The organism is Kitasatospora sp. Ki12, from assembly GCF_054601375.1.
In genome coordinates, this window is the sequence record NZ_BAAIHT010000001.1 from 684,022 (window position 1) to 707,896 (window position 23,875).

Annotated in this window: 21 protein-coding genes; 2 read left to right on the forward strand and 19 right to left on the reverse strand. The window is 73.1% G+C overall.

The features are described 5' to 3' along the window. From ACYP53_RS02895 to proS, 12 genes are all read right to left on the reverse strand, one after another. Positions 1-474 carry an NUDIX hydrolase gene (locus tag ACYP53_RS02895; protein WP_189923553.1) on the reverse strand — a complete coding sequence of 158 codons (474 nt, stop codon included), beginning with the start codon at positions 472-474 and terminating at the stop codon, positions 1-3. 112 nt (positions 475-586) lie between these two features. After that, complete coding sequence (gene lepB / locus ACYP53_RS02900) at positions 587-1,342, reverse strand: signal peptidase I (protein ID WP_459646569.1); 756 nt, start codon at positions 1,340-1,342, stop codon at positions 587-589. A 145-nt stretch (positions 1,343-1,487) separates the two neighbouring features. Beyond that, positions 1,488-2,492, reverse strand: a complete 1,005-nt coding sequence (gene lepB / locus ACYP53_RS02905; RefSeq protein ID WP_459646570.1) for a signal peptidase I — start codon at positions 2,490-2,492, stop codon at positions 1,488-1,490. 242 nt (positions 2,493-2,734) lie between these two features. Beyond that, positions 2,735-3,514, reverse strand: coding sequence for a signal peptidase I (lepB, locus tag ACYP53_RS02910; protein WP_308437641.1), 780 nt, complete (start codon positions 3,512-3,514; stop codon positions 2,735-2,737). 232 nt (positions 3,515-3,746) lie between these two features. After that, positions 3,747-4,730: a signal peptidase I gene (lepB, locus tag ACYP53_RS02915; RefSeq protein ID WP_459646571.1), complete on the reverse strand. Its 984-nt coding sequence runs from the start codon at positions 4,728-4,730 to the stop codon at positions 3,747-3,749. 77 nt (positions 4,731-4,807) lie between these two features. Continuing rightward, complete coding sequence (gene rplS / locus ACYP53_RS02920; protein WP_030306736.1) at positions 4,808-5,158, reverse strand: 50S ribosomal protein L19; 351 nt, start codon at positions 5,156-5,158, stop codon at positions 4,808-4,810. 154 nt (positions 5,159-5,312) lie between these two features. Then, a complete protein-coding gene (gene trmD, locus ACYP53_RS02925) occupies positions 5,313-6,131 on the reverse strand; it encodes a tRNA (guanosine(37)-N1)-methyltransferase TrmD (RefSeq protein ID WP_189923621.1) in 819 nt (272 codons plus the stop codon). Positions 6,132-6,223: 92 nt separating this feature from the next. Further along, positions 6,224-6,814, reverse strand: coding sequence for a ribosome maturation factor RimM (rimM, locus tag ACYP53_RS02930; RefSeq protein WP_189923542.1), 591 nt, complete (start codon positions 6,812-6,814; stop codon positions 6,224-6,226). 132 nt (positions 6,815-6,946) lie between these two features. Then, the gene (locus tag ACYP53_RS02935) at positions 6,947-7,186 is read right to left on the reverse strand and encodes an RNA-binding protein (RefSeq protein WP_030056773.1); all 240 of its coding nucleotides are present in this window, start codon (positions 7,184-7,186) and stop codon (positions 6,947-6,949) included. Positions 7,187-7,188: 2 nt separating this feature from the next. Further along, positions 7,189-7,617, reverse strand: a complete 429-nt coding sequence (rpsP, locus tag ACYP53_RS02940) for a 30S ribosomal protein S16 (RefSeq protein WP_189923540.1) — start codon at positions 7,615-7,617, stop codon at positions 7,189-7,191. Positions 7,618-8,110: 493 nt separating this feature from the next. Further along, positions 8,111-8,689, reverse strand: a complete 579-nt coding sequence (locus ACYP53_RS02945) for a hypothetical protein (RefSeq protein WP_189923538.1) — start codon at positions 8,687-8,689, stop codon at positions 8,111-8,113. A gap of 554 nt (positions 8,690-9,243) precedes the next feature. Continuing rightward, positions 9,244-10,656, reverse strand: a complete 1,413-nt coding sequence (gene proS / locus ACYP53_RS02950) for a proline--tRNA ligase (protein WP_189923537.1) — start codon at positions 10,654-10,656, stop codon at positions 9,244-9,246. A 291-nt stretch (positions 10,657-10,947) separates the two neighbouring features. Here proS and ACYP53_RS02955 point away from each other — a divergent pair, with 291 nt between their 5' ends. Continuing rightward, the gene (locus ACYP53_RS02955; RefSeq protein WP_189923535.1) at positions 10,948-11,781 is read left to right on the forward strand and encodes a class I SAM-dependent methyltransferase; all 834 of its coding nucleotides are present in this window, start codon (positions 10,948-10,950) and stop codon (positions 11,779-11,781) included. A 95-nt stretch (positions 11,782-11,876) separates the two neighbouring features. Here ACYP53_RS02955 and ftsH read toward each other — a convergent pair whose 3' ends face one another. From ftsH to nsdA, 7 genes are all read right to left on the reverse strand, one after another. Beyond that, a complete protein-coding gene (gene ftsH / locus ACYP53_RS02960; protein WP_459646572.1) occupies positions 11,877-13,904 on the reverse strand; it encodes an ATP-dependent zinc metalloprotease FtsH in 2,028 nt (675 codons plus the stop codon). Between the two features lie 116 nt (positions 13,905-14,020). Then, positions 14,021-14,545, reverse strand: coding sequence for a GNAT family N-acetyltransferase (locus tag ACYP53_RS02965; protein WP_189923531.1), 525 nt, complete (start codon positions 14,543-14,545; stop codon positions 14,021-14,023). A 131-nt stretch (positions 14,546-14,676) separates the two neighbouring features. Continuing rightward, positions 14,677-16,242 carry a signal recognition particle protein gene (ffh, locus tag ACYP53_RS02970; RefSeq protein WP_189923529.1) on the reverse strand — a complete coding sequence of 522 codons (1,566 nt, stop codon included), beginning with the start codon at positions 16,240-16,242 and terminating at the stop codon, positions 14,677-14,679. Between the two features lie 113 nt (positions 16,243-16,355). Further along, a complete protein-coding gene (locus ACYP53_RS02975) occupies positions 16,356-18,815 on the reverse strand; it encodes a [protein-PII] uridylyltransferase (protein WP_189923527.1) in 2,460 nt (819 codons plus the stop codon). Positions 18,816-18,973: 158 nt separating this feature from the next. Continuing rightward, positions 18,974-19,312: a P-II family nitrogen regulator gene (locus tag ACYP53_RS02980; protein ID WP_045700226.1), complete on the reverse strand. Its 339-nt coding sequence runs from the start codon at positions 19,310-19,312 to the stop codon at positions 18,974-18,976. Further along, on the reverse strand, positions 19,312-20,685 hold the full coding sequence (locus tag ACYP53_RS02985) for an ammonium transporter (RefSeq protein WP_189923525.1): 1,374 nt from the start codon (positions 20,683-20,685) through the stop codon (positions 19,312-19,314). The genes ACYP53_RS02980 and ACYP53_RS02985 overlap by 1 nt, the downstream gene beginning before the upstream one ends. Positions 20,686-21,015: 330 nt before the next feature. Next, positions 21,016-22,470 carry a transcriptional repressor NsdA gene (nsdA, locus tag ACYP53_RS02990; RefSeq protein WP_189923523.1) on the reverse strand — a complete coding sequence of 485 codons (1,455 nt, stop codon included), beginning with the start codon at positions 22,468-22,470 and terminating at the stop codon, positions 21,016-21,018. A gap of 616 nt (positions 22,471-23,086) precedes the next feature. Between nsdA and ACYP53_RS02995 the strand changes: the two genes are divergently transcribed. Beyond that, a complete protein-coding gene (locus ACYP53_RS02995; RefSeq protein WP_459646573.1) occupies positions 23,087-23,794 on the forward strand; it encodes a bifunctional DNA primase/polymerase in 708 nt (235 codons plus the stop codon). The last annotated feature ends 81 nt before the right edge of the window (positions 23,795-23,875 follow it).

Genomic DNA, 23,875 nt, shown 5'->3' on the forward strand with positions numbered 1-23,875 from the left:
TCAGAGCCGTACCGGTTCCACCGGCGGGCCCTCGACCAGCAGCCGTTCCAGGAATTCCGCCAGGCCGGCCGGATAGACCGTCTCGGCGGTCCCCCTCAGTTCCTCGACCGTCCACCAGCGCACCGCCAGCAGCTGGGCGTGCTCGTCCGCGCCCATTCCCGAGTGGTCCAGCCCCGTGTCCGTGGTCCGGGCCAGGTGGAACCACTGCTCCTGCTCGTAGCGCTGTCCCCGAAAGGAGAACGACACCGTGCCGTACGCCACCAAGGGCCCCAGGTCCACACCTCGCAAGCCGGTCTCCTCCGCGAGCTCCCGCTCGGCGGCCTCGCGCACGTCCTCCCCCGCTTCCAAGCCGCCACCGGGCGTGAACCACCACGTCTCCCCGGGGACTGCCGGGTCGGCGCCCAGGAAGAGGAGGATGCGGTCCAGCCCGTCCAGCAGCAGGATCCGCGCCGCCCGGCGACGCTGTGCTGTCATGGCAGCGCTCCACGCTCCTTCCGTCCGCATCGGTGGTGCTACCGATCCTGCCACCCGGCGCGGCCGTCCGGGGCGATGTTCGGCAGAGCGGCCCGCGCCGCGACGGCCCCGTTCAGGAGCTGCGCCCCCGGCGCAGTCGGCGGGCCAGGCGCGCCACCCCGCCGACCGCCGAGGTCAGCAGGATCAGGGCGGCACCGGCGACGGTGGCGTAGGCGGCGGGTTCCAGCGGGCCCGGCTGCGACGCCTTCGGCCCCGTGAAGGCGTCGAAGGCCGTGCTCCGGTCGAGCAGGCCCGTCCGGCCGAAGGGCTTCAGGGTGGCCTCGACCCTGGCCTCGACGGCGTCGGCCGGGACGGTCCCGCCGTCGGCCTCCAGGTGGGTGCGGGAGTCGAGCGAGCCGACCCGGTTGTCGCCGAGCAGGAACAGCCGGCCCTGCGGCACCGTCACGCTGAACGACTCGCCCTGGCGGCCCTGCGTCGCCAGGTAGGGCTCGTCGACCGGCTGTCCGTTGACCGTCAGCCGACGGTTGTCCCCGGTGGTGGCGACGGTGTCCCCGCCGACCGCGACCACGCGCTTGACCATGAGCTCGCCGCCCCAGGCCTGGTCCCGGAAGACCACGACGTCGCCCCGGCCGACGGCCGCGCCGTCGGTCTTGCGGGCGAGCACGGTGTCCCCGGCCTGCAGCGTCGGGTGCATCGAGGGGGTGGGGATGTTGTACGGCCGGTAGTCGATCGCGATGAGGGCGAACCCGCCGATCATCAGCACCAGCCCGAGCGCCAGCGCGACGCCCTGCAGCACCGCGGCGGGCCGACGGCGCTCACGGGCGGGCGCGACCGGGTGATCGGCCGTCTGCTCCACGACACTGCTCATCGTCACCGTCCACCTCTGGCCGACCGGAGAACACCACTGGCACGCCGGAGGCACCGGCGGGAATGCCGACGGGCCGTGGCACGTCCGAGCAGATTACTCGTCGGTACCACGGCCCGCGCAAGGGTCGGGGACGATCCGGTGGAGCTCAGGACTCCTGCCGGCGCTCCTTCCGGCCCCGCACCCGACGCACCAGCGGGAGCAGCGCGACGGCCCCCACCGCACCGGCCACGGGGGGCGCCATCGGCGCGGCCGCCGCCAGCCCCTTCTGGTCGAAGGTGCCCGGCACCGGCAGCGTCGACCAGTGGTCGATCGGCCAGGCCACCACGAAGGCGCGCCCGATCACGTTGTCCACCGGAACGGTGCCACCGCCCGGCTGGTCCATGTGGAAGCGGGAGTCCAGCGAGTTGGCGCGGTGGTCGCCCATCACCCAGATCCGGCCCTCGGGCACCTTGACCGGCGCGAAGGGGTGGTCACCGCAGGGGGTGTTGCCCTGGTAGACGTACGGCTCGTTGAGCGCGACGCCGTTGACCTTCACCGGTCCCTCGCCCTCGCACTCGACGGTGTCCCCGCCGACCGCGATGACCCGCTTGATCAGGTCCTTCTCGTTCGCGGAGGGCATCAGGCCGACGAAGCTGAGCACGTCCTGCACACCACGGACGAAGGAGTTGCTGCTCTGCGGGGTCGGCTCGTCGTTCAGCCAGCCGCCCGGGTCGTGGAACACCACGACCTCGCCACGCTCGGGCTCGGCCCCGAACCACGGGGTCAGCTTGTCCACCAGGACGCGGTCGCCGACCTGCAACGTGTTCTGCATCGACTCCGACGGAATGGAGAACGCCTGGACGAAGAAGGTCTTGATCACGAGCGCGAGGATCAGCGCGATGCCGATCAGGATCGGCAGCTCCTTCCAGAAGGAGCGCTGCTTGCGCGGCTTGGCCTGCCCATCCGACTCCGACCCGTCCGCCGGCCCGGTCTCCGGGTGCGAGGGTTCCGGCGAGTCCTCGGCCCCGGTGCCCTGCTCGTCGGCGGTCTGGGCCGCGGCGTCGTCGACCGCGGCCGAGGGCGCCGACGGCTCGGCGGACCGGGCCGCCCGACGGCCTGGGCCCTCGGGCTCTCCGGCGCCCGAGCGGGCGCCGATCACCAAATCCCCCACAACGTCTCCTCCCTGCTGTGCGGACGCCCGCGCGCCCGCGCTCAGAGTGCCGCACAGCGGGCACCACGCTCGCCACGACCATGAACGCATCAGGGTTGCCCACCGCGGGCTCCCCTGACACCAGCACAGCCTCGGCGCACGGCCGGGACCACTCCCGGCCGCACCTGCACTTCTCTATCACTCCAGGGCATCCGGCTCGCGGTCCCACACGCGAGGCCCGGCCGGTCAGCGGCCTGCGAGGCTCACTCCGGAGGCCGCCCCGGCCGGCGTACGACAAGCGGAAGGATGCCCAACACACCCATAACGAGCGGGGGTTCCATCGGAACCGGCCCAACGCCCACGGATTCCGCGGCAGTTCCACCGGCCTGCGGAGCCGGGGCGAGAGAGGAGAGTGAACCCGGCACATCGAGTTGATGGAAGCGGTCCAGCGGCCAGGCGATGACGAACGCGCGACCGACCACGCCGCTCAGCGGAATCGTGCCCTGGCCCGGATTGCCCATGTGGAAGCGGGAGTCGGCGGAGACGTCCCGGTGGTCGCCCATGACCCACAGCCGGCCTTTCGGCACCTTCACCTTGAAGGGCTGCCGGGACGGCGGGTTGCCGGGCGCGAGGTAGGTCTCGTCCACCGGGTGGCCGTTGACGCTGAGCCGCCCCTGAGCGTCGCAGCACTCGACGGTGTCCCCGCCGACGCCGATCACCCGCTTGATCAGGTCCTGCTCGTTGTCGGACGGCAGCAGCCCGACGAAGGTCAGCACGTGCTTGGCCCCGCCCAGCACCGGGCCGTCGTCGGAGCGCTTGCGGTCGCTCTCCAGCCAGCCGCCCGGGTCCTTGAACACCACCACGTCGCCGCGCTGCGGCTCGCTGCCGAACCAGGGGGTCAACTTGTCCACCAGCACCCGGTCGCCGATCCGGATGGTCTGCTCCATCGAGCCCGAGGGGATCACGAACACCTGGATCAGGAAGGTCTTCATCACCAGCGCCACCAACAGGGCGACCAGGATGATCAGCGGCACTTCGCGCACCAGCGACCGCTTGCGCCGACGGGCCGCCCGTCGGGCGCTGCGACGACGATCGGCCCGGCCGCGCACGGGCGGGACCGCGGCGGGACCGGTGCCCTCCGCCCCGGGGCCGGCGCCCTCCGTGCCGCGATCGGCGCCACTCGCGCCCGTGCCACCCTCGCCAGTGCTACCCGACCCCGTGCCACCCGCCCGCGGGCGGGCCGGCTCGCGGGACGGGCGGTCGGCGAGCCGCCCTCTACCTCTGGTCCCCATGACCACCCGTCCCCGCAGTCACGGCGAAGGCCGCCGGCCGGTCCAGACCGGTCCAGCGCGAGAACGGGTAGACCACCCAGTCCGCCCGGCCGATCACCTTCTCCTCGGGCACGAAGCCGCCCCCCGGCTCGCCGAGGTGGTCGCGGGAGTCCCTGGAGGCGCTGCGGTGGTCCCCCATCACCCACAGCTCACCGGTCGGCACCACCACGTCGAAGGCGACGCTCGACGGGTCGTCCCCCGGGGAGAGGTAGGACGTCTCGTCCACCGGCACGCCGTTGACGGTGATCGGCGCCCCCGGGCCGGTGCTGGTCACCCGGTCCCCGCCGACCCCGATCACGCGCTTGACGTAGAGGGTGTCCCCGGCCGGGGCCAGCCCGAGGTCCCGGGCGAGCGACCGAGCGCCGTCCCAGAAGCCGGTCGGCTTCGCCGACTCCCGCAGGAAGGAGCCCGTCCCGTCGAAGACCACGATGTCGCCCCGCTGGGGGTGGCCGCCGAAGGCGTACGCCAACTGGTTCGCGATCAGCCGGTCGCCCGGACGCAGGGTGTCCTCCATCGACCCGGAGGGCACCGAGAACGGGCGCGCGACGAAGGCGTTCACCAGGAGCAGGGCCGCCAGGCAGATCCCCACCAACAGCAGGAGGTCACGCGAGCGCGAGTGGCCGGGCCGGCCGGACTCCTGGTCCTCCTGCTCCGGGCCCTCGGCCTCGTCCGGATCGCCGACCGGATCCGCAACCGGATCACCAACGGAATCACCGGCCCGGTCGCCGGCCCGGTCGCCGGTCCGGTCGCCGGCCGGCTCACTGTCCCGATCGCCAGCCCGCTCACGGCCCCGCTCCGGGCTCTCGGCGGCGGCACCGGAAGCGACCCCGGAACCCACTCCGGAAACGACCGCGGACCGCGACAGCGAGTCCGCACCGGTCGGTGCGGGACTGCCGTCGCGGTCCGCGGGTGGTTCGTGCGTGCTCATCGGGGGGTGAGCTTACCGTGCGGCCGTTCGGCCCCCCGAAGAACTCCGGTCCCCCGGCGAGGCCGGGGGTCGGTGGATCAGCGGTCGCGCTTCTCCTTGATCTTCGCGGCCTTGCCGCGGAGGTCACGCAGGTAGTACAGCTTGGCGCGGCGAACCGCACCGCGGGTCACGACCTCGATCTTCTCGACGACCGGGGTGTGCACCGGGAAGGTGCGCTCCACGCCGACGTTGAAGCTGACCTTGCGAACGGTGAAGGTCTCACCGATGCCGGCGCCGTGGCGGCGGATGACAACGCCCTGGAAGACCTGGACACGGGAGCGGTTGCCCTCGATGACCCGGACGTGAACCTTCAGGGTGTCACCGGCGCGGAAGGCCGGGATGTCGCTACGCAGCGAGGCCGCGTCGACAGCAGCGAGCTTGTTGCTCATGGTGCTCTCCATCGCAGGCGCCACGGGCCGCCCACGGAAAGTCGTCACAATGGGGTTTGCTGCGGGCCGCATCGGCTGACGACGATCCCCCCGTGGCGAGGGCGCCGGTCCACGTGCCCCCTACGGGAGGGGACCAGCGACAGACAGCAGCGGCCTATTCTTCCACATCACCGGCCGCGGACCGAAATCGGCCGAGCCGCTCGTCCCAGGCGAGACCGAGGATGCTGAGCGCCTCCCGGTCCTTCTTGTCGAAGGAGCCGTACTGCCAGCGCTCGACCAGGTCGGGCCGGTTGGACAGGGTGCGGGCGAAGGCCTGCTCGCGCCGCCAGCGGGCGATCCGGCCGTGGTTGCCGCTGAGCAGCACGTCCGGCACGGTCCGGCCGCGCCACTCGGCGGGCTTGGTGTACACCGGGCCCTCCAGCAGGTCGGCCATCGCGCCGGGCGCGAAGGAGTCGTCGCGGTGGGACTCGGCGTTGCCGAGCACCCCGGGCAGCAGCCGGGCGATCGCCTCGACCATCACCAGCACCGCGACCTCGCCGCCGGCCAGCACGTAGTCGCCGATCGAGGCCTCGACCACCGGCATCCGGGTGGCCGCTTCCTCGATCACCCGGCGGTCGATGCCCTCGTACCGCGCGGGGGTGAAGGCCAGCCAGGGGCGGCCGGCCAGCTCCTGGGCGAGCTCCTGGGTGAACGGGCGCCCGCTCGGGGTCGGCACGACCAGCGTGGGCAGTTCACCCTCGGGCCCGCCGGCGACCACCGCGTCCAGCGCCTCGCCCCACGGCTCCGGCTTCATCACCATGCCGGGGCCGCCGCCGTACGGGCTGTCGTCCACCGTGCGGTGCACGTCGTGGGTCCACTCGCGCAGGTCGTGGACGTGCACGTCCAGCTGGCCGCGCGCCCGGGCCTTGCCGACCAGCGAGATGTTCAGCGGCTCCAGGTACTCCGGGAAGATCGAGACGACGTCGATCCGCATGCCGCTCTGCACCCCACCGGCCTGCACGCCACCCGCCTGCGCGTCACCCGCCTGCACCTCACCGGCCTGCACGCCGCCGTTCCCCTCGACGGTCACTCCGACTCCTCCGGGCCCTCGGCACCCTCCGCGCCCTCGGCTCCTTCGGCCGCGGACGTGCCGGCGACGTCGGCCTGCTCCGGGTCGATCAGCCCGGGCGGCGGGGTGATCACCGCGCGCTGGTTCTCCAGGTCGATGGTCGGCACGATCTGGGTGACGAAGGGCACGAGCACCTCCGTCCCGTCGGGCTTCTCCACCGTGAGCAGGTCCTGGTACGGCAGGTGGAGGACCTCGGTGAGTTCACCGACCAGGGTGCCGTCGAGCAGCACCACGTCCAGGCCGATCAGCTGGTGGTCGTAGTACTCCTCCGGGTCGTCGGGGCGCTCCTCCGGGTCGACCTCGGCGATCAGCAGGGTGCCCCGGAGGGCCTCGGCCGCGTTGCGGTCCTTGACGCCCGCGAAGCGCAGCAGCAGCCGGCCGCTGTGCACCCGGCCGGACTCGACGGTCAGCGGCCCGGCCGATCCGGGGTCGGTGAGCAGGACGGCACCCGGGCCGAGCCGGAGCTCCGGCTCGTCGGTGCGGACCTCGACACTGACGTCCCCCCTGATGCCGTGGGCACGGCCGATCTTGCCGACGACGAGCTGCACGGTGATCGTTCTCCTGGAGTTCCTGAGTGGGGCGGTGCGGGGAGTGGGGTGGTGCGGGAAACGAGAAAGGCCGACCGGGACGACATGCGTCCCGGTCGGCCCCAAGCCCTGACGGCTGAACGAGCAGCTACGTCAGCGGATGTTGTCCACGTCGACCAGGTCGACCCGGACGTTGCGACCGCCGAGGGCGCCGACCACGGTGCGCAGAGCGCGAGCCGTGCGGCCGCCCCGGCCGATCACCTTGCCGAGGTCATCGGGGTGCACTCGCACCTCGATGGTGTTCCCCCGACGCAGGTTGCGCGAGCGCACCTGCACCTCGTCGGGGTGCTCGACGATGCCCTTCACCAGGTGGTCGAGGGCGTCCTCGATCACGCTCAGGCCTCGACGGCGGCGTCGGCCTCAGCCTCGACCTTGTCCGACTTCTTGGCCTTCGGGGTGATGGCGACACCGGTGGTGGCGTCCTCGAAGCCGGCGACGGCCTTCGCGAACAGGTGCGAGAAGTCCTCGACCTTGGGCTCCGCGACCAGCAGCGGGGCCGGGGCCGGCAGGCCCTTGTACTTCTGCCAGTCGCCGGTCAGCTTCAGGATGGCGAGCACCGGCTCGGTCGGCTGGGCGCCGACGGACAGCCAGTACTGGGCGCGCTCGCTGTCGACCTCGATCTTCGAGGGGTTGTAGGTCGGCTGGTAGATGCCGATCTCCTCGATCGCGCGACCGTCACGCTTGGTGCGCGAGTCGGCGACGACGATGCGGTAGTGCGGGGAGCGAATCTTGCCGAGACGCTTGAGCTTGATCTTGACTGCCACGGGAGTGGATTCTCCTGGTGTTGACGTGGGTGAGCGGGCTCGCCTCCGCGTGGGGTTGCGGGGCGGACCGTTCAGGGGACACGCCAGCCGTAGGAGAGAGGGGTCCTGCTCGGCTGCCGAGTACTCAGCTGTCCATTCTGCCATACCGGCGCGAGCCGCCCGCACGCGGACCCCGGGGGTGATCAGGGTCCCGACCGGGGGCGTCAGGGCCGGGCCGGGTGGCGATCAGGGTCCGACCGGGAGCCCCCGCCCCCGGTCCAACCCACGGACTGACCGTCGTACTGCGCTGCCGTTTATCGCTGTCCTGCTGTTACCGCTGTCCTGCTGTTACCGCTGTCCTGCTGTTGCCGCCGGGCCGTACCGCGCTGCCCGCCGTGCCATCTCGCCGCGCGACCGTCCCGTCGCGCGGCCCGTACGTGCTCGGCGGATACCTGCCGTACCGCTCGCTCCGGCCGGGCCGCTGCCCGCACAGCGGCCGCCGGTCGTCGACCGCTTACGCGATCTTGAACGGCTGCTGGCACGCACCGCAGACGATGGACGCCTGCGCGAGCACCGACGGCACGACCCGGACGTTGCGTCCGCAGCCGCAGACCGCCTTGACCCGGACGCCGCCCCCGGAGGAGCCGTGCCGGGCGGCCGGGCCGCGGAAGGCACGCGTCGCGCCGTCGCCGGCCACCGCCTCCTGGTGCGCGCCGAGGGCGCGGTCCAGGCGCTCGATGGTGCCGGCGTAGCGTTCCTGGGTCTCCTTGAGCATGGTCACCTGGGAGAAGCCGCTACTCGCGTGCGGTTCGACCGGGTGCGCCAGACCGAGCTCGGAGGCGAGCATCAGGAAGCGCCGGTTGTGGTAGCGGCCGGCCCGCGAGGTGTCCCGGATGTCCCGGGCCGCGGCCAGACCATGGGCAGCCTCGTGGAGGAGCCGCTCGAAACCGAGCCGCGTCCCACAGGCCGAGGAGGACTCGCCGATCAGGGCCTCGGGCGAGGCCAGGTCGGGGAGGTCCTGGTGGTAGGCCTGGATGTCACTCCAGGCGGCGGCCAGTTCGGCCGCGAGAACGAGGGGCTGTGTCGTGCTCACGCTAGACCAACGATGGAGTGCGAGCCGATGTTCCGCATGTTCCCGATCTCCGGGAATTCACAGGGAACTCCCAGGAATGCATGGCCGCGCGCGAAATGCACGCTCCGGATCTGACGCAAGACCAACCCCCTGCCGGTTTCGGCCCGTCGCAGAGTCGGCGGGCCTGTCGAAATTCCGCCCGAGGGGCGGGCTGTCGCCCCCAAGACGTACGGCCCGCGGTCCTGCCTGATTGACAGGGCCACGGGCCGTACACCGTACCGCTATTCCGTTAATACCGGGAGTTGACCGGCCAGTAGGGATGTCCACCGCCGGGAGTCCCCCGGAAGAGTTACCGGATTCTTACCCGCCCGCATTCCGGGCAAATGTCGCCGCGGACGGTCATTACCTGCAGGTAACAGACATCCGGCGGACATCCCGGGATCGCGGAAGCGCTCCGGAAGAGCCGCGAAACCGACCCTGGAACGGCCCGGAACGCCCCGTAAGCAGCCCGGAACGGCCCGGAACCGGACGCGGATCCGAACCGGGAACCCGCATCCGACCGCTACCCGCGGACGTCAGTACGCGCGGGCGACGATCGCGATGTTGCCGTCCTGGTCGTCCGTCGCCGGCACCGAGCCGTCGGCCGCGACGATGCAGCGCACCGTGACGCCCTGCTCGGCCAGCTTGGCCTCGCCCTCCGCGCCGAGGTCGGCCCAGGAGATCCGGCCCCAGCCGGTGGCGGCGGCCTCGATGGCCTCGTCGATGGTCTTGACGTCGACGGTGCGGGACTCGCGGCGCTCGCGGGACTGGCGCAGCAGCAGCGCCTGGTCCTCCTCCAGGATGCCGGGGAGCAGCGCGGCCAGGGAGTCGATGGCGACCGGCTCCTTGCCGCCCGGGATGCGGCGGGCCAGCATCGCGGTGCCGTTCTCCAGGTCGCGCGGGCCGACCTCGATGCGCAGCGGAACGCCCTTGAGCTCCCAGTCGACGGCGCGGCGGCCGAACGGGGTGTCGGTGCGGTCGTCGACCACGACGCGGATGCCGACGGCCTCCAGCTGGGCGCCGATCTCGCGGACCTTGGCGATGACCGCGTCGTCGCCCTTGATCGCGAGCACGACGGCCTGGACGGCGGCCAGGCGCGGGGGCACCCGCAGGCCGTTGTCGTCACCGTGGGACATGATCAGGCCGCCGACCATGCGGGTCGAGACGCCCCAGGAGGTCTGCCAGACGTACTCGCGCTCGGCGCCCTGCAGCTGGTACGTGGTGTTGAACGCCTTGGCGAAGTTCTGGCCCAGCTCGTGGCTGGTGCCCATCTGCAGCGCCTTGCCGTCGCCCATCATGCCCTCGAGGGTGAGGGTGTTGATGGCGCCGGCGAAGCGCTCCTTGGCGGTCTTGCGGCCGAGCACGACGTCGATGCCGAGCACGTTGGTCATGAAGTCGCCGTAGACCTGGGTGTGGATCATCGACGCGTACGCGCGGGCGTCCTCGTACGTGGCGTGGGCGGTGTGGCCCTCCTGCCAGAGGAACTCGGTGGTGCGCAGGAAGACGCGCGGGCGCAGCTCCCAACGGACCACATTGGCCCACTGGTTGATCAGCAGGGGCAGGTCGCGGTGGCTCTGCACCCACTTCGAGAAGTACTCGTTGATGATCGTCTCGGAGGTCGGCCGGACGACGACCGGCTCCTCCAGCTGCTTGCCGCCACCGTGGGTGACCACCGCGAGCTCGGGCGCGAAGCCCTCGACGTGCTCGGCTTCCTTGGTCAGGTAGGACTGCGGGATGAACATCGGGAAGTAGGCGTTCTGCGCGCCCGCCTTCTTGATGCGCGCGTCCATCTCCTGCTGCATCCGCTCCCACAGCCCGTAGCCGTACGGTCGGATGACCATGGTGCCGCGCACCGGACCGTTGTCGGCCAGCTCGGCCTTGTTGATGAGGTCCTGGTACCAGCGCGGGAAGTCTTCCGCCTGAGGGGTGAGAACGGGTGCCTTAGCCATGGGGCGAATGGTACGGGGAGCGACCCCCTGACTTCGAATCGGTATCACACCCGCCGAGAGCCGCCGACCGAACCGCCGACCGGGCCGCCGACCGCGCCACGGCCCCGGCCCCCGACCGGGCGGCGGAACAGGGGGCGGACCCGGCCCGTCGAACGGGGGGCGCACCACCGCGACACGCGCGCACCACCCTGCACCCCTCTGGACGCCGGGCCCGACCCGCTGTTCGCTGGAGTGGGGCGGGACTTTGGGGGAGCCGTAGCAGCACACCGAAGGACCGGATGGGAGGCCGCGATGGCTTCAGCTCGGACGACCGGCACGACCGTACGACCGACCGGCGCACGCGCGCACCACCCGCGGCCCGGGGCCACCGGCCCCGCGCGGGCGCGCGACTGGGCGGAGATCCAGGAACGCATGCTGGTACCGCTCTACGAGGCGGTCTACGACCGGCTGGAGGTCGGCCCGGCGAGCAGCGTGCTGGGCCTGGGCTGCCGGGCCGGACTGGCCCTGCTGCTCGCGGCCGGCCGGGGCGCCCAGGTCTCCGGGCAGGAGCCGCGCGAGGAGCTGCGCGAGCTGGCCCGCGGACGGCGGCTTCGGGTGTGCGCCGGGGCCAGGACGGCCGCCGCCGTCCCCCACCCGGCCCATTCGCTGGTGACGGTTTTCGAGCAGCTGCCGGGTGCCGCCGAGCCCGGCACGGTGGTGGCCGAGGCCGCCCGGCACGTGCTTCCTGGCGGGCACGTGGTGCTCGCCGCCTGGGGCCCGCCGGAGCGCTGCGAGAGCGCCCCGGTGCTGGACGTGGCCCGGCGGATGGCGGGCCGCACCACCGCGCGCGACCCGTTCGAGCTGAGCGCGCCCGGGACGCTGGAGGACCTGCTCGCCCCGGCCGGCCTGCGCCCGGCCGGCAGCGGCCGGGTGGGCTGCCCGTTCGCCTACCCGGACCTGGACAGCGCGGTGCGCGGCCTGCTCTCCACCGGCCTGTTCGAGGCGGCCGAGGAGTTCTCCGGCGCCTCGCTGGTGGCCAAGGAGCTGGAGGAGGCGCTGCAGCCGTTCCTGCGCGCGGACGGCTCGGTACGGATGGAGAACGTGTTCCGCTACCTGGTCGCCGAACGGCCGAGCCGGGGGGCCTGAGGACGACGCGCGAAACCGGGGGCGCCCGCCATCTCGGCGAGCGCCCCCGGCACCGGTCTCACGCCCGGCTCAATTGCCCGGCTTCACGCCCGGCTTCACGCCTGATCGAGCGACTTCCCGCCTGCCCCGGACGGCCCCTCGGTCCCATCAGCCCCCTCGGTCCCATCAGCCCCCTCGGTCCCATCAGCCCCCTCGGCCCCGGCCGAGCCCTCCCCGGCCCCCTCCCGCGGCACGCCCGCCGCGCGGTAGGCCTGCTCCTCGTCCAGCGTCTCCGCCTCCAGCAGCGCCGCCGCCAGCGCGTCCAGCCGGTGCCGCTGCTCGGTCAGCAGCCTCACCGCCTCGTCGTAGCACTCGGAGACGATCCGCCGGGCCTCCTCGTCCACGGCGTCCAGTGTGGTCGGCGCGGCGGAGAGCCCGTACGCGCCCTGCGGGTCGGAGGGCACCGCGGTGAGCCGGCCGACCCGCTCGCTCATGCCCCAGCGTCCGGCCATCCCGCGGGCGATGTTGGTGACCTGCTCCAGGTCGCTCTCCGCGCCGGTGGTGATCACCCCGTAGACCACCTGCTCGGCCGCCATGCCGCCGAGCGCGCCGATGATCCGGCCGCGCAGGTACGGCTCGGTGTACGAGTAGCGGTCGTTCTCGGGGGTGGAGAGGGTGACGCCGAGCGCCCGGCCGCGCGGCACGATGGTGATCTTGCGCACCGGGTCCGCGCCCGGCTGCAGCATGCCCAGCAGCGCGTGCCCGCTCTCGTGGTACGCCGTCCGCTCGCGCTCCTCCTGCGGCATCACCAGCGGTCGCACGGCGCCCAGTTGGACCTTCTCCAGGGCGTCCGAGAGGTCCCGCTCGTTGACCGCGTCCTGCTCGCGCTTGACGGCCAGCAGGGCGGCCTCGTTGACCAGGTTGGCGAGTTCGGCGCCGGTCATCCCGGGGGTGACCTTGGCCAGCTGCCGGAGGTCGGTGTCGCCGGCCAGCGGGACGGTGCGGGTGTGGATGCGCAGGATCGCGGCGCGGCCGTCCCGGTCGGGCGGGCTGACGGTGATCCGCCGGTCGAAGCGGCCGGGGCGCAGCAGCGCCGGGTCGAGCACGTCCGCCCGGTTGGTCGCGGCGATCACGATGACGCCCTCGGAGCCGGAGAAGCCGTCCATCTCGGTGAGGATCTGGTTGAGCGTCTGCTCGCGCTCGTCGTGCCCGCCCATGCCGCCGCCCGCGCCGCGCTGGCGTCCGATGGTGTCGATCTCGTCGATGAAGATGATCGCGGGGGCGACCTTGCGGGCCTCCGCGAACAGTTCGCGGACCCGGCTGGCGCCGACGCCGACGATCATCTCGATGAACTCGGAGGCGGAGGCCGAGAAGAACGGCACGTCCGCCTCGCCGGCCACAGCCCGGGCCAGCAGGGTCTTGCCCGTTCCGGGTGGTCCGCTCAGCAGGACCCCGCGCGGCATCTTGGCGCCGAGCCGGCGGTAGCGGTCGGGGTTCTTCAAGTAGTCGACCACCTCCGTGAGTTCGGCCTCGACCTCGTCGATGCCGGCCACGTCGGCGAAGGTGGTGCGCTTGCCCTGGTCGGCGGCGACCGGCTTGGGCGGCGCCTTGCGCCCCAGCGGCCCGCCGCCGAGGCCCCCGGCCATCCGGCGGGCGAGCAGCACCCAGATGAAGACCAGCAGCAGCATCGGGGCGAGCGACAGCAGCAGGTTGGTGAGGAAGCTGCGCTGCTGGACCGGCGAGGTGGCGGTGACCTCCACGCCCTGCTGCTGCAGCGTGCTCCACAGGTTGTCGCCCGCGAAGGAGGGGCGCTGGGTGTCGAACTCGGTGTAGTCGCCCTTGCCGCCGTCCGGCTTGGGCTGCGCGCTCTTGAGGGTGCCCTCGATCGCGTCGCCCTTGGAGTAGATCTTGGTGATGTTGCCCTTGTTCAGCTGGTTGTTGAACTCGGTGTACGAGATCGTGGTGGCGCCCTCGTTGCCGAAGAACGACAGCAGGACGTCGGAGATCAGGAACACCACGAGGGCGGTGAGGACGAGGCCGGTCCAGCCGCCGGGCATCCGACGGCGGGGCGGTGGCGGAGGCGGGGCTCCCTCGGAACGCCAGGGCTGGTCGGGGGTCTGACGCGGCGGCACGGGTTCGGTCACCCATCGGACGATACGGACAGGTGCTCGGGCGGGCCAACCGCAACGCCGCGCCCGGGCGCCCGTACGGCCCCGCCGACCGTCCCCACCAGAGACCCTGCCACCTCCCCCACCAGCGGCTATGCCGAGGCGCCGGGCCACTCCTCGGCGGTCAGCGCGAACCGCTCGTGGTCGCGCCAGTCGCCCTGCAGGAACAGCATCCGCGGCGAGAAGCCCTCGTGCCGGAAGCCCAGCCGCTTGGCCATCGCGACCGAGCGCTCGTTGTCCGGCTGCACGTTGATCTCCAGCCGGTGCAGCCCCAGCCCGCCGCCCGAGTGCGGGGCGAAGCAGCGGTCCAGGACCAGCCGCATGCCCTCGGTCATCCGCCCGGTGCCGGCGAACGGCAGGTAGGAGTCGTAGCCCAGGGTCGCGTTGCAGAAGCGGCCCAGCACGATGTTGGCGACGTTCACCTTGCCGACCAGCCCGGCGCTCTCCCGGTCGACGATCAGGAAGGTGCGCAGGCCCGCCCCCTGGCGCTCCAGCAGCTCGGGCAGCCCGTCCGGCTCGACCGGGTTCCACCGCCCGATGTGCTCGGCGGACCGGCGGACCGCCTCGGCGTACGCAACCGTGTCCTCGGCCCTCGGGGCCCTGATCATCACTCGCATGCCCCCATCATCGGACACGCGATCGGCCCGCCGCCCGGAAACACCGGACGACGGGCCGATCGGAATCGATCAAGACCTCTCCCGAAGGAGCCGCGAACGACCGCGCGCGGACACCCACAGGCACACAAGGACTACAGCAGGTCCTTGAACTCCTTGGGCAGCTCGAAGTCGGCCGGGCCCTTGCCCGCGCCGAGGCCGAACGCCCCGCCGTCCGCCGGGCCCTGGCCCGCGCCCGGGCCGAGCGCGCGGCGCTCGGCGGCCGCGGCCTCCTCCTGCGCCCGCTTCAGCGGGTTGCCGCTCTTGCGCTTGCCCTTGGCCTGCGGAGCCTTCTTGCCGGACTTCTTCGCGCCGCCGCCCATGCCCGGGATCCCCGGCATGCCGGGCATGCCCTTGCCGGAGGCCATCGCGGACATCATCTTGCGGGCGTCGAAGAACCGCTCGACCAGGTTCTTCACCTCGCCGACCTGGACGCCCGAACCCTTGGCGATGCGGGCCCGGCGGGAGCCGTTGATCAGCTCCGGCTCGGCCCGCTCGGCCGGGGTCATCGACTTGATGATCGCGCCGACCCGGTTGACGTCCTTGTCGTCGATGTTGTTGATCTGGTCCCGGATCTGGCCCATGCCGGGCAGCATGCCGAGCAGCTTGGAGATCGAGCCCATCTTCTGGACCTGCTCCAGCTGCGACAGGAAGTCGTCCAGCGTGAAGGCCTTCGGGCCGCCGCGCAGCTTGGCGGCGATCTTCTCCGCCTCGGCCTGCGAGAAGGTCTGCTCGGCCTTCTCGATCAGCGAGAGGACGTCACCCATGCCGAGGATGCGCGAGGCCATCCGGTCCGGGTGGAAGGCGTCGAAGTCGTCGACCTTCTCGCCGTTGGAGGCGAACATGATCTGGCGGCCGGTGACGTGCGCGACCGACAGGGCGGCACCACCGCGGGCGTCGCCGTCGAGCTTGGAGAGCACGACACCGGTGAAGTCCACGCCCTCGAGGAAGGCCTGCGCGGTGGTGACCGCGTCCTGGCCGATCATCGCGTCGACGACGAACAGGACCTCGTCCGGGTTCACCGCGGCGCGGATGTCGGCGGCCTGCTGCATCAGCTCGGCGTCGATGCCCAGGCGGCCGGCGGTGTCGACGATGACGACGTCGTACTGCTTCTGCTTGGCGTACTCGATCGAGTCCTCGGCCACCCGCACCGGGTCGCCGACGCCGTTGCCCGGCTGCGGGCCGTAGAAGGCCACGCCGGCGCGCTCGGCGACGACCTGGAGCTGGTTGACCGCGTTGGGGCGCTGGAGGTCGCAGGCGACCAGCAGCGGGGTGTGCTTCTGGCTCTTCAGCCAGTGGCCGAGCTTGCCCGCGAGGGTGGTCTTACCGGCACCCTGCAGACCGGCGAGCATGATGACCGTCGGGCCGTTCTTGGCGAACCGCACCCGGCGGGTCTCGCCACCGAGGATCGCGATGAGCTCCTCGTTGACGATCTTGATGATCTGCTGCGCCGGGTTCAGCGCGCCGGAGACCTCGACACCGAGCGCCCGCTCCTTGACCTGCTTGATGAAGGCCCGGACGACCGGCAGCGCGACGTCCGCCTCCAGCAGCGCGATGCGGATCTCGCGGGCGGTGGCGTCGATGTCCGCCTCGCTCAGGCGGCCCTTGCCCCGGAGGTTCTTGAACGTCGCTGCGAGGCGATCGGAAAGGGTGTCGAACACGTCGTCGCGGGTCCTCTACGGCATCGGTATCGGTTCGGTCGTCGTCCCCAGGGTATCCGGCCGCCCCGGGTACGGTCTCCACCCCCGGTACCGGAGACCTCAGCGGCCGTTCCTCAGCCCAGTGCCGCCCGGACCGCCGCCGCCACCTCCCCGGCCCGCCCGGCGGTGAGCGGACGGCCCTCCCCGTCGGTCAGGTAGAAGGAGTCGACGGCGTCCGCGCCCAGCGTGGAGACGTGCGCGGTGCGCACCCGTACGCCGGCCCCGTCCAGCGCCCGGCCGATCCGGTGCAGCAGCCCGGGGGCGTCGTGCGCCCGGACCTCCAGCACGGTCGCGGTCGCCGAGGCCACCGCGGGCGCCACCGCGACCACCGGCGGCGGGGTCGGGATGCCCTTACGGCGCGGGGCGGCGGCGTCCCGCTCGGCGAGGCGCCGCGCCACGTCCAGCGAGCCGTCCAGGGCCCGGCGCAGGTCCGCCCGCAGCCGGGCCGCCTCCGGCAGTTCGCCGAACTCGGCGGCCACCCGCCAGGACAGCAGCAGCACCGGCCCAGCGCCGATCGGGTCCAGCTCGCGCAGCCCGGCCGAGCGGACGGCCAGCCGGTGCAGCGCGAGCACCCCGGCGGCGGTGCCCAGCAGCCCGGGACGGTCGGGGACGGCCACGGTCAGCTCGACGCCCATCGGCTCGACACCCATCGCCTCGGCGCCCGGGTCCGCTCCGCCGGCCTGGGCCCGCAGCGAGAGGGCCGGCTCGCCGGTGCGGGCGGCCTCGATCGCCAGCCGCTCCTGCTCGGCGGTCGGCGCCGCCTCGACCGGCGCGGTGCCCGCCCCGGCCAGCCGGTCGGCCGCCCGGGCCACCAGGCCGTCCACCAGCGAGGCCCGCCAGCCGCTCCACGCGGCCGGGCCGGTGGCCAGCGCGTCCGCCTCGGTGAGCGCGTGCAGCAGCTCCAGCTCCGGCAGGGTGGTGACCGCCTTGATGATCGTCTCGACGGTGGCCGGGTCGTCCGGGTCGCGGCGGGTCGCGGTGTCGACCAGCGTCAGGTGGTGGCGGACCAGCACCGCCAGGGTCCGGGTGTCGTCCGGTCCGAAGCCCATCCGGGGCGCGAGGTCGCGGACGATCACCTCGCCGGCCTCGCTGTGGTCCCCGGGCCAGCCCTTGCCGATGTCGTGCAGCAGCGCGGCGACCAGCAGGAGGTCCGGCCGGGCCACCCGGCGGGTCATCGCGGCGGCCCGCACCGCCGTCTCCACCAGGTGCCGGTCCACCGTCCAGCGGTGCACGGCGTTGCGCTGCGGACGGCAGCGCACCCGCTCCCAGTCCGGCAGCAGCCGGGTGACCAGCCCCTCCGCCTCCATCGCCTCCCAGACCGGGACGGCCGCCTCCCCCGCGCCCAGCAGGGTGACCAGCTGCTCGCGCGCCTCGTCCGGCCAGGGCACCGGCAGCGGCCGGCACTCGGCGGCCAGCCGGCGCACCGTCGCGTACGAGACGGTCAGCCCGTTCTGCGCGGCGGCGGCCGCGGCGCGCAGCGGCAGCACCGGGTCGGCCGCCGGGCGGGCGCCCTGGGCCAGCACCGCCTCGCCGTCCTGCTCGACCACGCCGTCGGCGAGCGGGCGGCGCTCGACCGCGCCCCGGGCCACCGCGCCCGCGCCGCGCCCGGCACCGGTGAACGGCGCGGTGAACGGGAACGCCCGCCGGACCGCCCGGCGGCCCCGGCCGGCCCGGTCGGCGAGCACCCGGTCCACCGCCCGCCAGGTGACGTCACCGGCGTAGGCGATGGTGCGGGCGGCCTCGTAGACCTGGCGCAGCAGGCTGTCGGCGTCCAGCACCCCGAGCCGCTCGGCGACCTGGTCCTGGTCCTGCAGGCTGAGCCGCTCGGTGGCCCGGCCGGTCACCAGGTGCAGGGCGTCGCGCACGTCCGCGAGCCGCAGCGCGGCGGCGTCCAGGCCGTCGCGGGGCGCGTCGGCCAGCCAGGTGGCGGCGACGGCGTTGAGCGCGACCACGTCGCGCAGGCCGCCGCGGGCCTCCTTGAGGTCGGGTTCCAGCAGGAAGGACAGCTCGCCGTGCCGTTCGGCCCGCTCGCGGCCCAGCTCGCGCAGTTCGGGCAGGCGCGCGGGGGCGCTCGCGCGCCAGTCGGTGAACACCGCGGAGCGCAGCTCGGCGGTGAGCGCCGGGTCCCCGGCGAGGTGGCGGGCGTCCAGCAGGCCGAGCTGCGCCTTGAGGTCGGCGGCGGCGACCGCCCGGGCCTCGGCGACGGTGCGCACCGAGTGGTCGAGCTTGGCGCCCGCGTCCCAGACCGGGTACCAGATCCGCTCGGGCAGCTCGCGGGCGATCGGACCGTCGTGCAGCAGCAGCACGTCCAGGTCGCTGCGCGGCGACAGCTCGCCGCGCCCGTAGCCGCCGACGGCGACCAGCGCGACCTTGGGCGGGGCGCCGGCGGCCTGGAGCAGGCCTGCCAGCCAGTCGTCGGTGGCCCGGGCGAGCGCCTCGCGGCGCGGGCGGCCGACCGGGCCGGGGTCGGCGATCAGCGCGGCCCGGGCGGCGGTGGGGTCGGCGGGGTCGGAAGGCCTGGTCTCGGTGGTCATGCGCGGGGTCCCGTCCGTCGTGCGGCCGGACCGTCCCGCGGTGCGCCGGGATTGCGTGCGCCGCGGTTCGGCCGGGCGGGGGTACGCCGTTCGGCGGGCCCGCGTCCCCAAGGGGGTGGCGGGCCCGCCGACGGTGGGGGCTACAGGGGCATCCGGGCCTACAGGGCGTCCGGTCCGCGCTCTCCGGTGCGGACCCGTACGGCGGTGTCGACCGGGACGCTCCAGACCTTGCCGTCGCCGATCTTCCCGGTCCGGGCGGCCTTCACCAGGACCTCGATCAGGTCGTCGGCGTCCTCGTCCTCGACCAGGACCTCGATCCTGACCTTCGGCACCAGGTCCACGGTGTACTCGGCGCCGCGGTACACCTCGGTGTGGCCGCGCTGGCGGCCGTAGCCGCTGGCCTCGGTGACGGTCAGGCCGTGGACCCCGAAGGCCTGCAGGGCGGCCTTCACCTCGTCCAGGCGGTACGGCTTGATCACGGCGGTGATGAGCTTCATCAGGCGTCGACCTCGGTCTTCTCGGCGGCCTTTCCGGCGGCCTTCTCGGTGGGCTTCTCGGCGGACGGACCGCCCGGTGCGGCGGCCGTGGCCAGGCCCGGGAGGGCCCGCGCCAGTCCCGCGCCGACGGCGCTGAAATCGTAGGCGGACTCGGCGTGTTCGGCCTGGTCGATGCCGGCCACCTCGACCTCCTCGGCGACCCGGAAGCCGACCAGCTTGTCCACCGCCTTGGCCAGCAGCCAGGAGAGGACGAAGGAATACGCCGCGACCACGGCCACGCCCATCGCCTGCTTGCCGAGCTGCCCGAGCCCGCCGCCGTAGAACAGGCCCTTGGCGGTCTGGCCGACCCCGCCGGTGGCGAAGACGCCGACCAGCAGCGAGCCGATCGCCCCGCCCACCGCGTGCACGCCCACCACGTCGAGCGAGTCGTCGAAGCCCCAGCGGTACTTCAGCGAGACGGCGGCGGCGCAGACCGCGCCGGCGACCAGGCCGATCGCAACCGCGCCGAGCGGGCTGACCGAGCCGCAGGCCGGGGTGATCGCGACCAGTCCGGCCACCGCGCCGGAGGCGGCGCCCAGCGTGGTGAACGCGCCGTGCTTCAGCTTCTCGTAGATCAGCCAGCCGACCAGCGCCGCACCGGTGGCGACCTGGGTGTTGACCATCGCCATCGCGGCGACGCCGTTGGCGGCCAGCGCCGAGCCCGCGTTGAAGCCGAACCAGCCGAACCACAGCAGCCCGGAGCCGAGCATCACCAGCGGCAGGCTGTGCGGGCGCATCGGGTCCTTCTTGAAGCCGACCCGCTTGCCCAGCACCAGGCAGAGCGCGAGGCCCGCGACACCGGCGTTGATGTGCACGGCCGTGCCGCCGGCGAAGTCGATCACGCCGTTGCGGTCGCCCAGCCAGCCGCCGTTGCCGCCGTCGAAGAAGAAGACCCAGTGCGCGACCGGGAAGTAGACGACCGTCACCCAGAGCGCGATGAACAGGCCCCAGGCGGCGAACTTGGCCCGGTCCGCGATGGCGCCGCTGATCAGCGCCGGTGTGATGATCGCGAACATCAGCTGGAAGATCGCGAAGGCGGTGACCGGGATGGTCCCGCTCAGCTCGTTCAGGCCGATGCCGCGCATCCCGAGGAAGTCCAGGTTGCCGATCAGTCCGCCGAAGGCGTCGGGCCCGAAGCTGAGCGAGTACCCGTAGAGGACCCAGAGCACGCTGACGATGCCGAGCGAGAGGAAACTCATCGCCAGCATGTTCAGTGTGCTCTTGGCCCTGACCATGCCCCCGTAGAAGAAGGCCAGGCCCGGGGTCATCACCATGACCAGGGCCGCACTGATGAGCACGAAGGCGGTGTCGCCCGCGCTGAAGCCGTCCGGCATCGGCGTCTCCTCTGCGTTCAAGCCGATCCGCACCCGGGGTCCTGTCCCGTGCCACTCCGGGGTGTCGGCGATGAGGAGGAGCGTGCCGAAGGCTGGTTTCGGCCAGTGCGGCCGGTTGTTTCGCGGCCGTGACGCGTGCGACGCACGGGTTACGGCCACGTGAACCGGGGCCTCCGGACCACCCGGACGGGCTACCGTGCCGCCGCACGGGACGGCTCCGGACACCCCGGACGGCCGCAGACGCGAAACCGGCCGAGCCCGGGCGCGAAAGAGCCACCGACCGTGACGGCGGCGGCCGCCACGGTCGGTGGAGTCAGGTGGGAGCGGCGGTCAGACCACCGAGACGTACTCCGGGATGTCCTGAACCACCCGCTCCTTGAGCCGGCTCACCGCGTCCACGCCCTTGAACCGGGCCGCGGCGGCCTCCGTGGTCTTGCGCACCCGGGAGTTCAGCCGCTCCGAGCGCACCTTGGTCGCGATGTCCACCGCCTGCTCGGCCATCACCGCCGCCTGCTCGGCCTCCCGCTGCAGCAGGTGCACGCTGGCCATGCCGATCAGGTTGAAGGCGTACGAGCGCACGTGGTCGCCGTCCTGGCGGAACAGGTCGACGGCACGCTCCATCACCGGCGCCGACAGCGAGGCGTACAGCTGGGCGTTGTCGGAGTGGTACGCGAGGTCGCGGAAGGAGTGCGCGTTCTCCGCGTTCAGCTCGGCCGGCGAGAAGAACTTCAGCCAGTCCGGCTCCTCGTCCCCCTCGCGGATGTCGGTGAAGGTGTCCTCTGACAGCCGGATCGCCCGGGCGCAGCGGTTGATCTCGCCGATGGTGGCGTAGGCGCGCGCCTCCATCGCGTACAGCAGGGACTGCTGGCGCGGGGTGGCGGTGTCGCGGCTGCCGTACTGCGCCAGGTGGATCAGCTCCAGGGCGTCCTCGCCCCGGTTGAGGTGGATCATCTGGCGGCTCATGTCGGTCAGGATCAGCGCGCCGAACGGGCGGTCGCCGGCCTCCTTGGCCGCGTGCAGGGCCAGCACGTAGTACTTCTGCGCGCTCGGGTGCATCCCGACGTCGTACGACATCCAGCCGGCCAGGTGCGCGAGTTCGGCGGTGAGCCGGAACAGCCGCCGGGTGGTGTCCTCGCTGTACGTCTCCTGGAGCAGGTCGGTGACCTCGTGCAGCTGGCCGACGACGGCCTTGCGGCGCAGCCCGCCGCCGTTCTGCGCGTCCCACTGGCGGAACATGACCGTGGTCTGCTCCAGCAGTTCGAGCTCGGGTTCGGAGAGCCGGCCGGTGAACGCCTCGCCGCCGTTGGCCGCGGTCAGGATCGGGGTGGGCACGCCGGTCGGGCCGGGGGTCAGCCAGCGCTGCATCGGCTCGATCAGCGCGGCGCCGGCGGTCAGCGCCAGCGAGGTGCCGAGGAAGCCCCGGCGGTTCAGCATCAGGTCGCTGCGGGAGTAGTCACTGATCAGCTGGACGGTCTGCGGGCCGCTCCACGGCAGGTCGACCCCGCCGCCCACGGTGGAGACCGGGATGGCGGCGCGCAGGCCGAGGTCCTCGATCGAGACGACCGAGCCGAAGCGCTCGGAGAAGAGCTCCGACATGATCTTGGGGATCGGCTCGCGGGGCTGCTCGCCGTCGAGCCAGCGGCGCACCCGGGAGGTGTCGGTGGACACGTGGTGGGCGCCGATCTGCCGGGCCCGGCGGTTCACCTGCCGGGCCAGCTCACCCTTGGACCAGCCGCTGCGGGCGAACCACGTGGTCAGCTTCTCATTGGGTTGCTTCTCTGCCATGGGGAACGTCCCATCCCGCCCGGCCCCTCGCGGGGCCCCCGATCGTGACCGCCCGACGGTTGCGGGCTCTTGCCAGGCGTGCCGTGCCTGAGGTGGTGCCGTGCCGCGCCCTCGCACTGGTGTGCCATCGTCGCGGACGAGCCGTCAGATTCCCAACTCCCGGTCCCCGACGGCCCGGAGCGGGATCACCGACGACATCCGCGCCCTGAACGTAATGCCCCGCGAGGGGCCCGCGGGAGCGGCCCTGGCGAAACGCCACCTTTCGCCACCCCCAGGAGTGAACCGAAGTCAGGGGGCACACGCTTCACTAGGTAGTCCCGGCGGTCCGGCATATGCGGGCCGCCAAGTCCCCAGGCTCACCCCGGGGAGCCCGGCAGAACCCGCAATTCACCTCAGGCACAAGCGAGTTCACCACCCACTCCGGGCGGCAACAGCCTCGCGCACACGACGATCCGGCATCCGCGCCGCCCCCACAAGGCGGCGCCCGAGGCGCACCACCGGAACAGGCGCACACCACGCGCTGCGCGCCGCCACCGCACTACGCACCACACACCCGACAATCGACACACAGTCACCGTCCCGTAACCATCGGCAACGAGAACCTGTTGGGGGAGGCATGGACAACCTGTTCGGCGAACTTCGACTGGGGCACCTGCGGCTGGCACCGCTGGGCGCGCGCCGCCGCACCAAGGTCACCGCGTCCCAGGCCGCCGCGGAGTACACCGGCCGCTGGGGCTGGGCGGTCGCCACCGGAGACCCGGTCGCCGCAGCACCCGTCGCCGCAGCCCCGGCCGCCGGCGCCACCGCCCCGACCCGCTGTCCCTGCGGCGCCGCCCGCTGCGCCGCGCCCGGCCTGCACCCCGTACCGGGCGGCGAGGGCCGGGCCCGCGCCGGTCGCGCCGAGGGCTCGGTGCTGTTCCCCACCGGCCGCGCCTTCGACGTCCTGGACGTCCCCGAGCAGGCCGGCCTGCAGGCACTGGTCCGGCTGGAGCGGATGGGCACCCAGGTCGGCCCGGTGCTCGCCGCACCCACCGGCCGGCTGCAGTTCCTGGTCGCCGCCGGCACCGCCCGCCGCCTGCCCGACCTGCTCTACCGGATGGGCTGGGACGACGCCGCGCTCGACCTCACCTGCCACGGCGAGGGCAGCTACGTCGCCGCCCCGCCCACCGTCCTCGGCGGCCTCGGCCCGGTCCGCTGGCTGCGCCGGCCCACCCGCGACAACGCCGGCTGCCCGCCCGAGGCCCGCCTGCTGCTCGGCACCCTCGCGTACGCCTGCCACCGCGGCCGCGAGCGCACCGCCGAACCGGCCTGGATCGCGTCCTGATCCGCCCGCTCGCCTCCGAAGCGCTCTGACCCCTCGGCTCGGGTCGGGTTCCCCGTCCCACCCGTGACGCGGCTCGGGCGG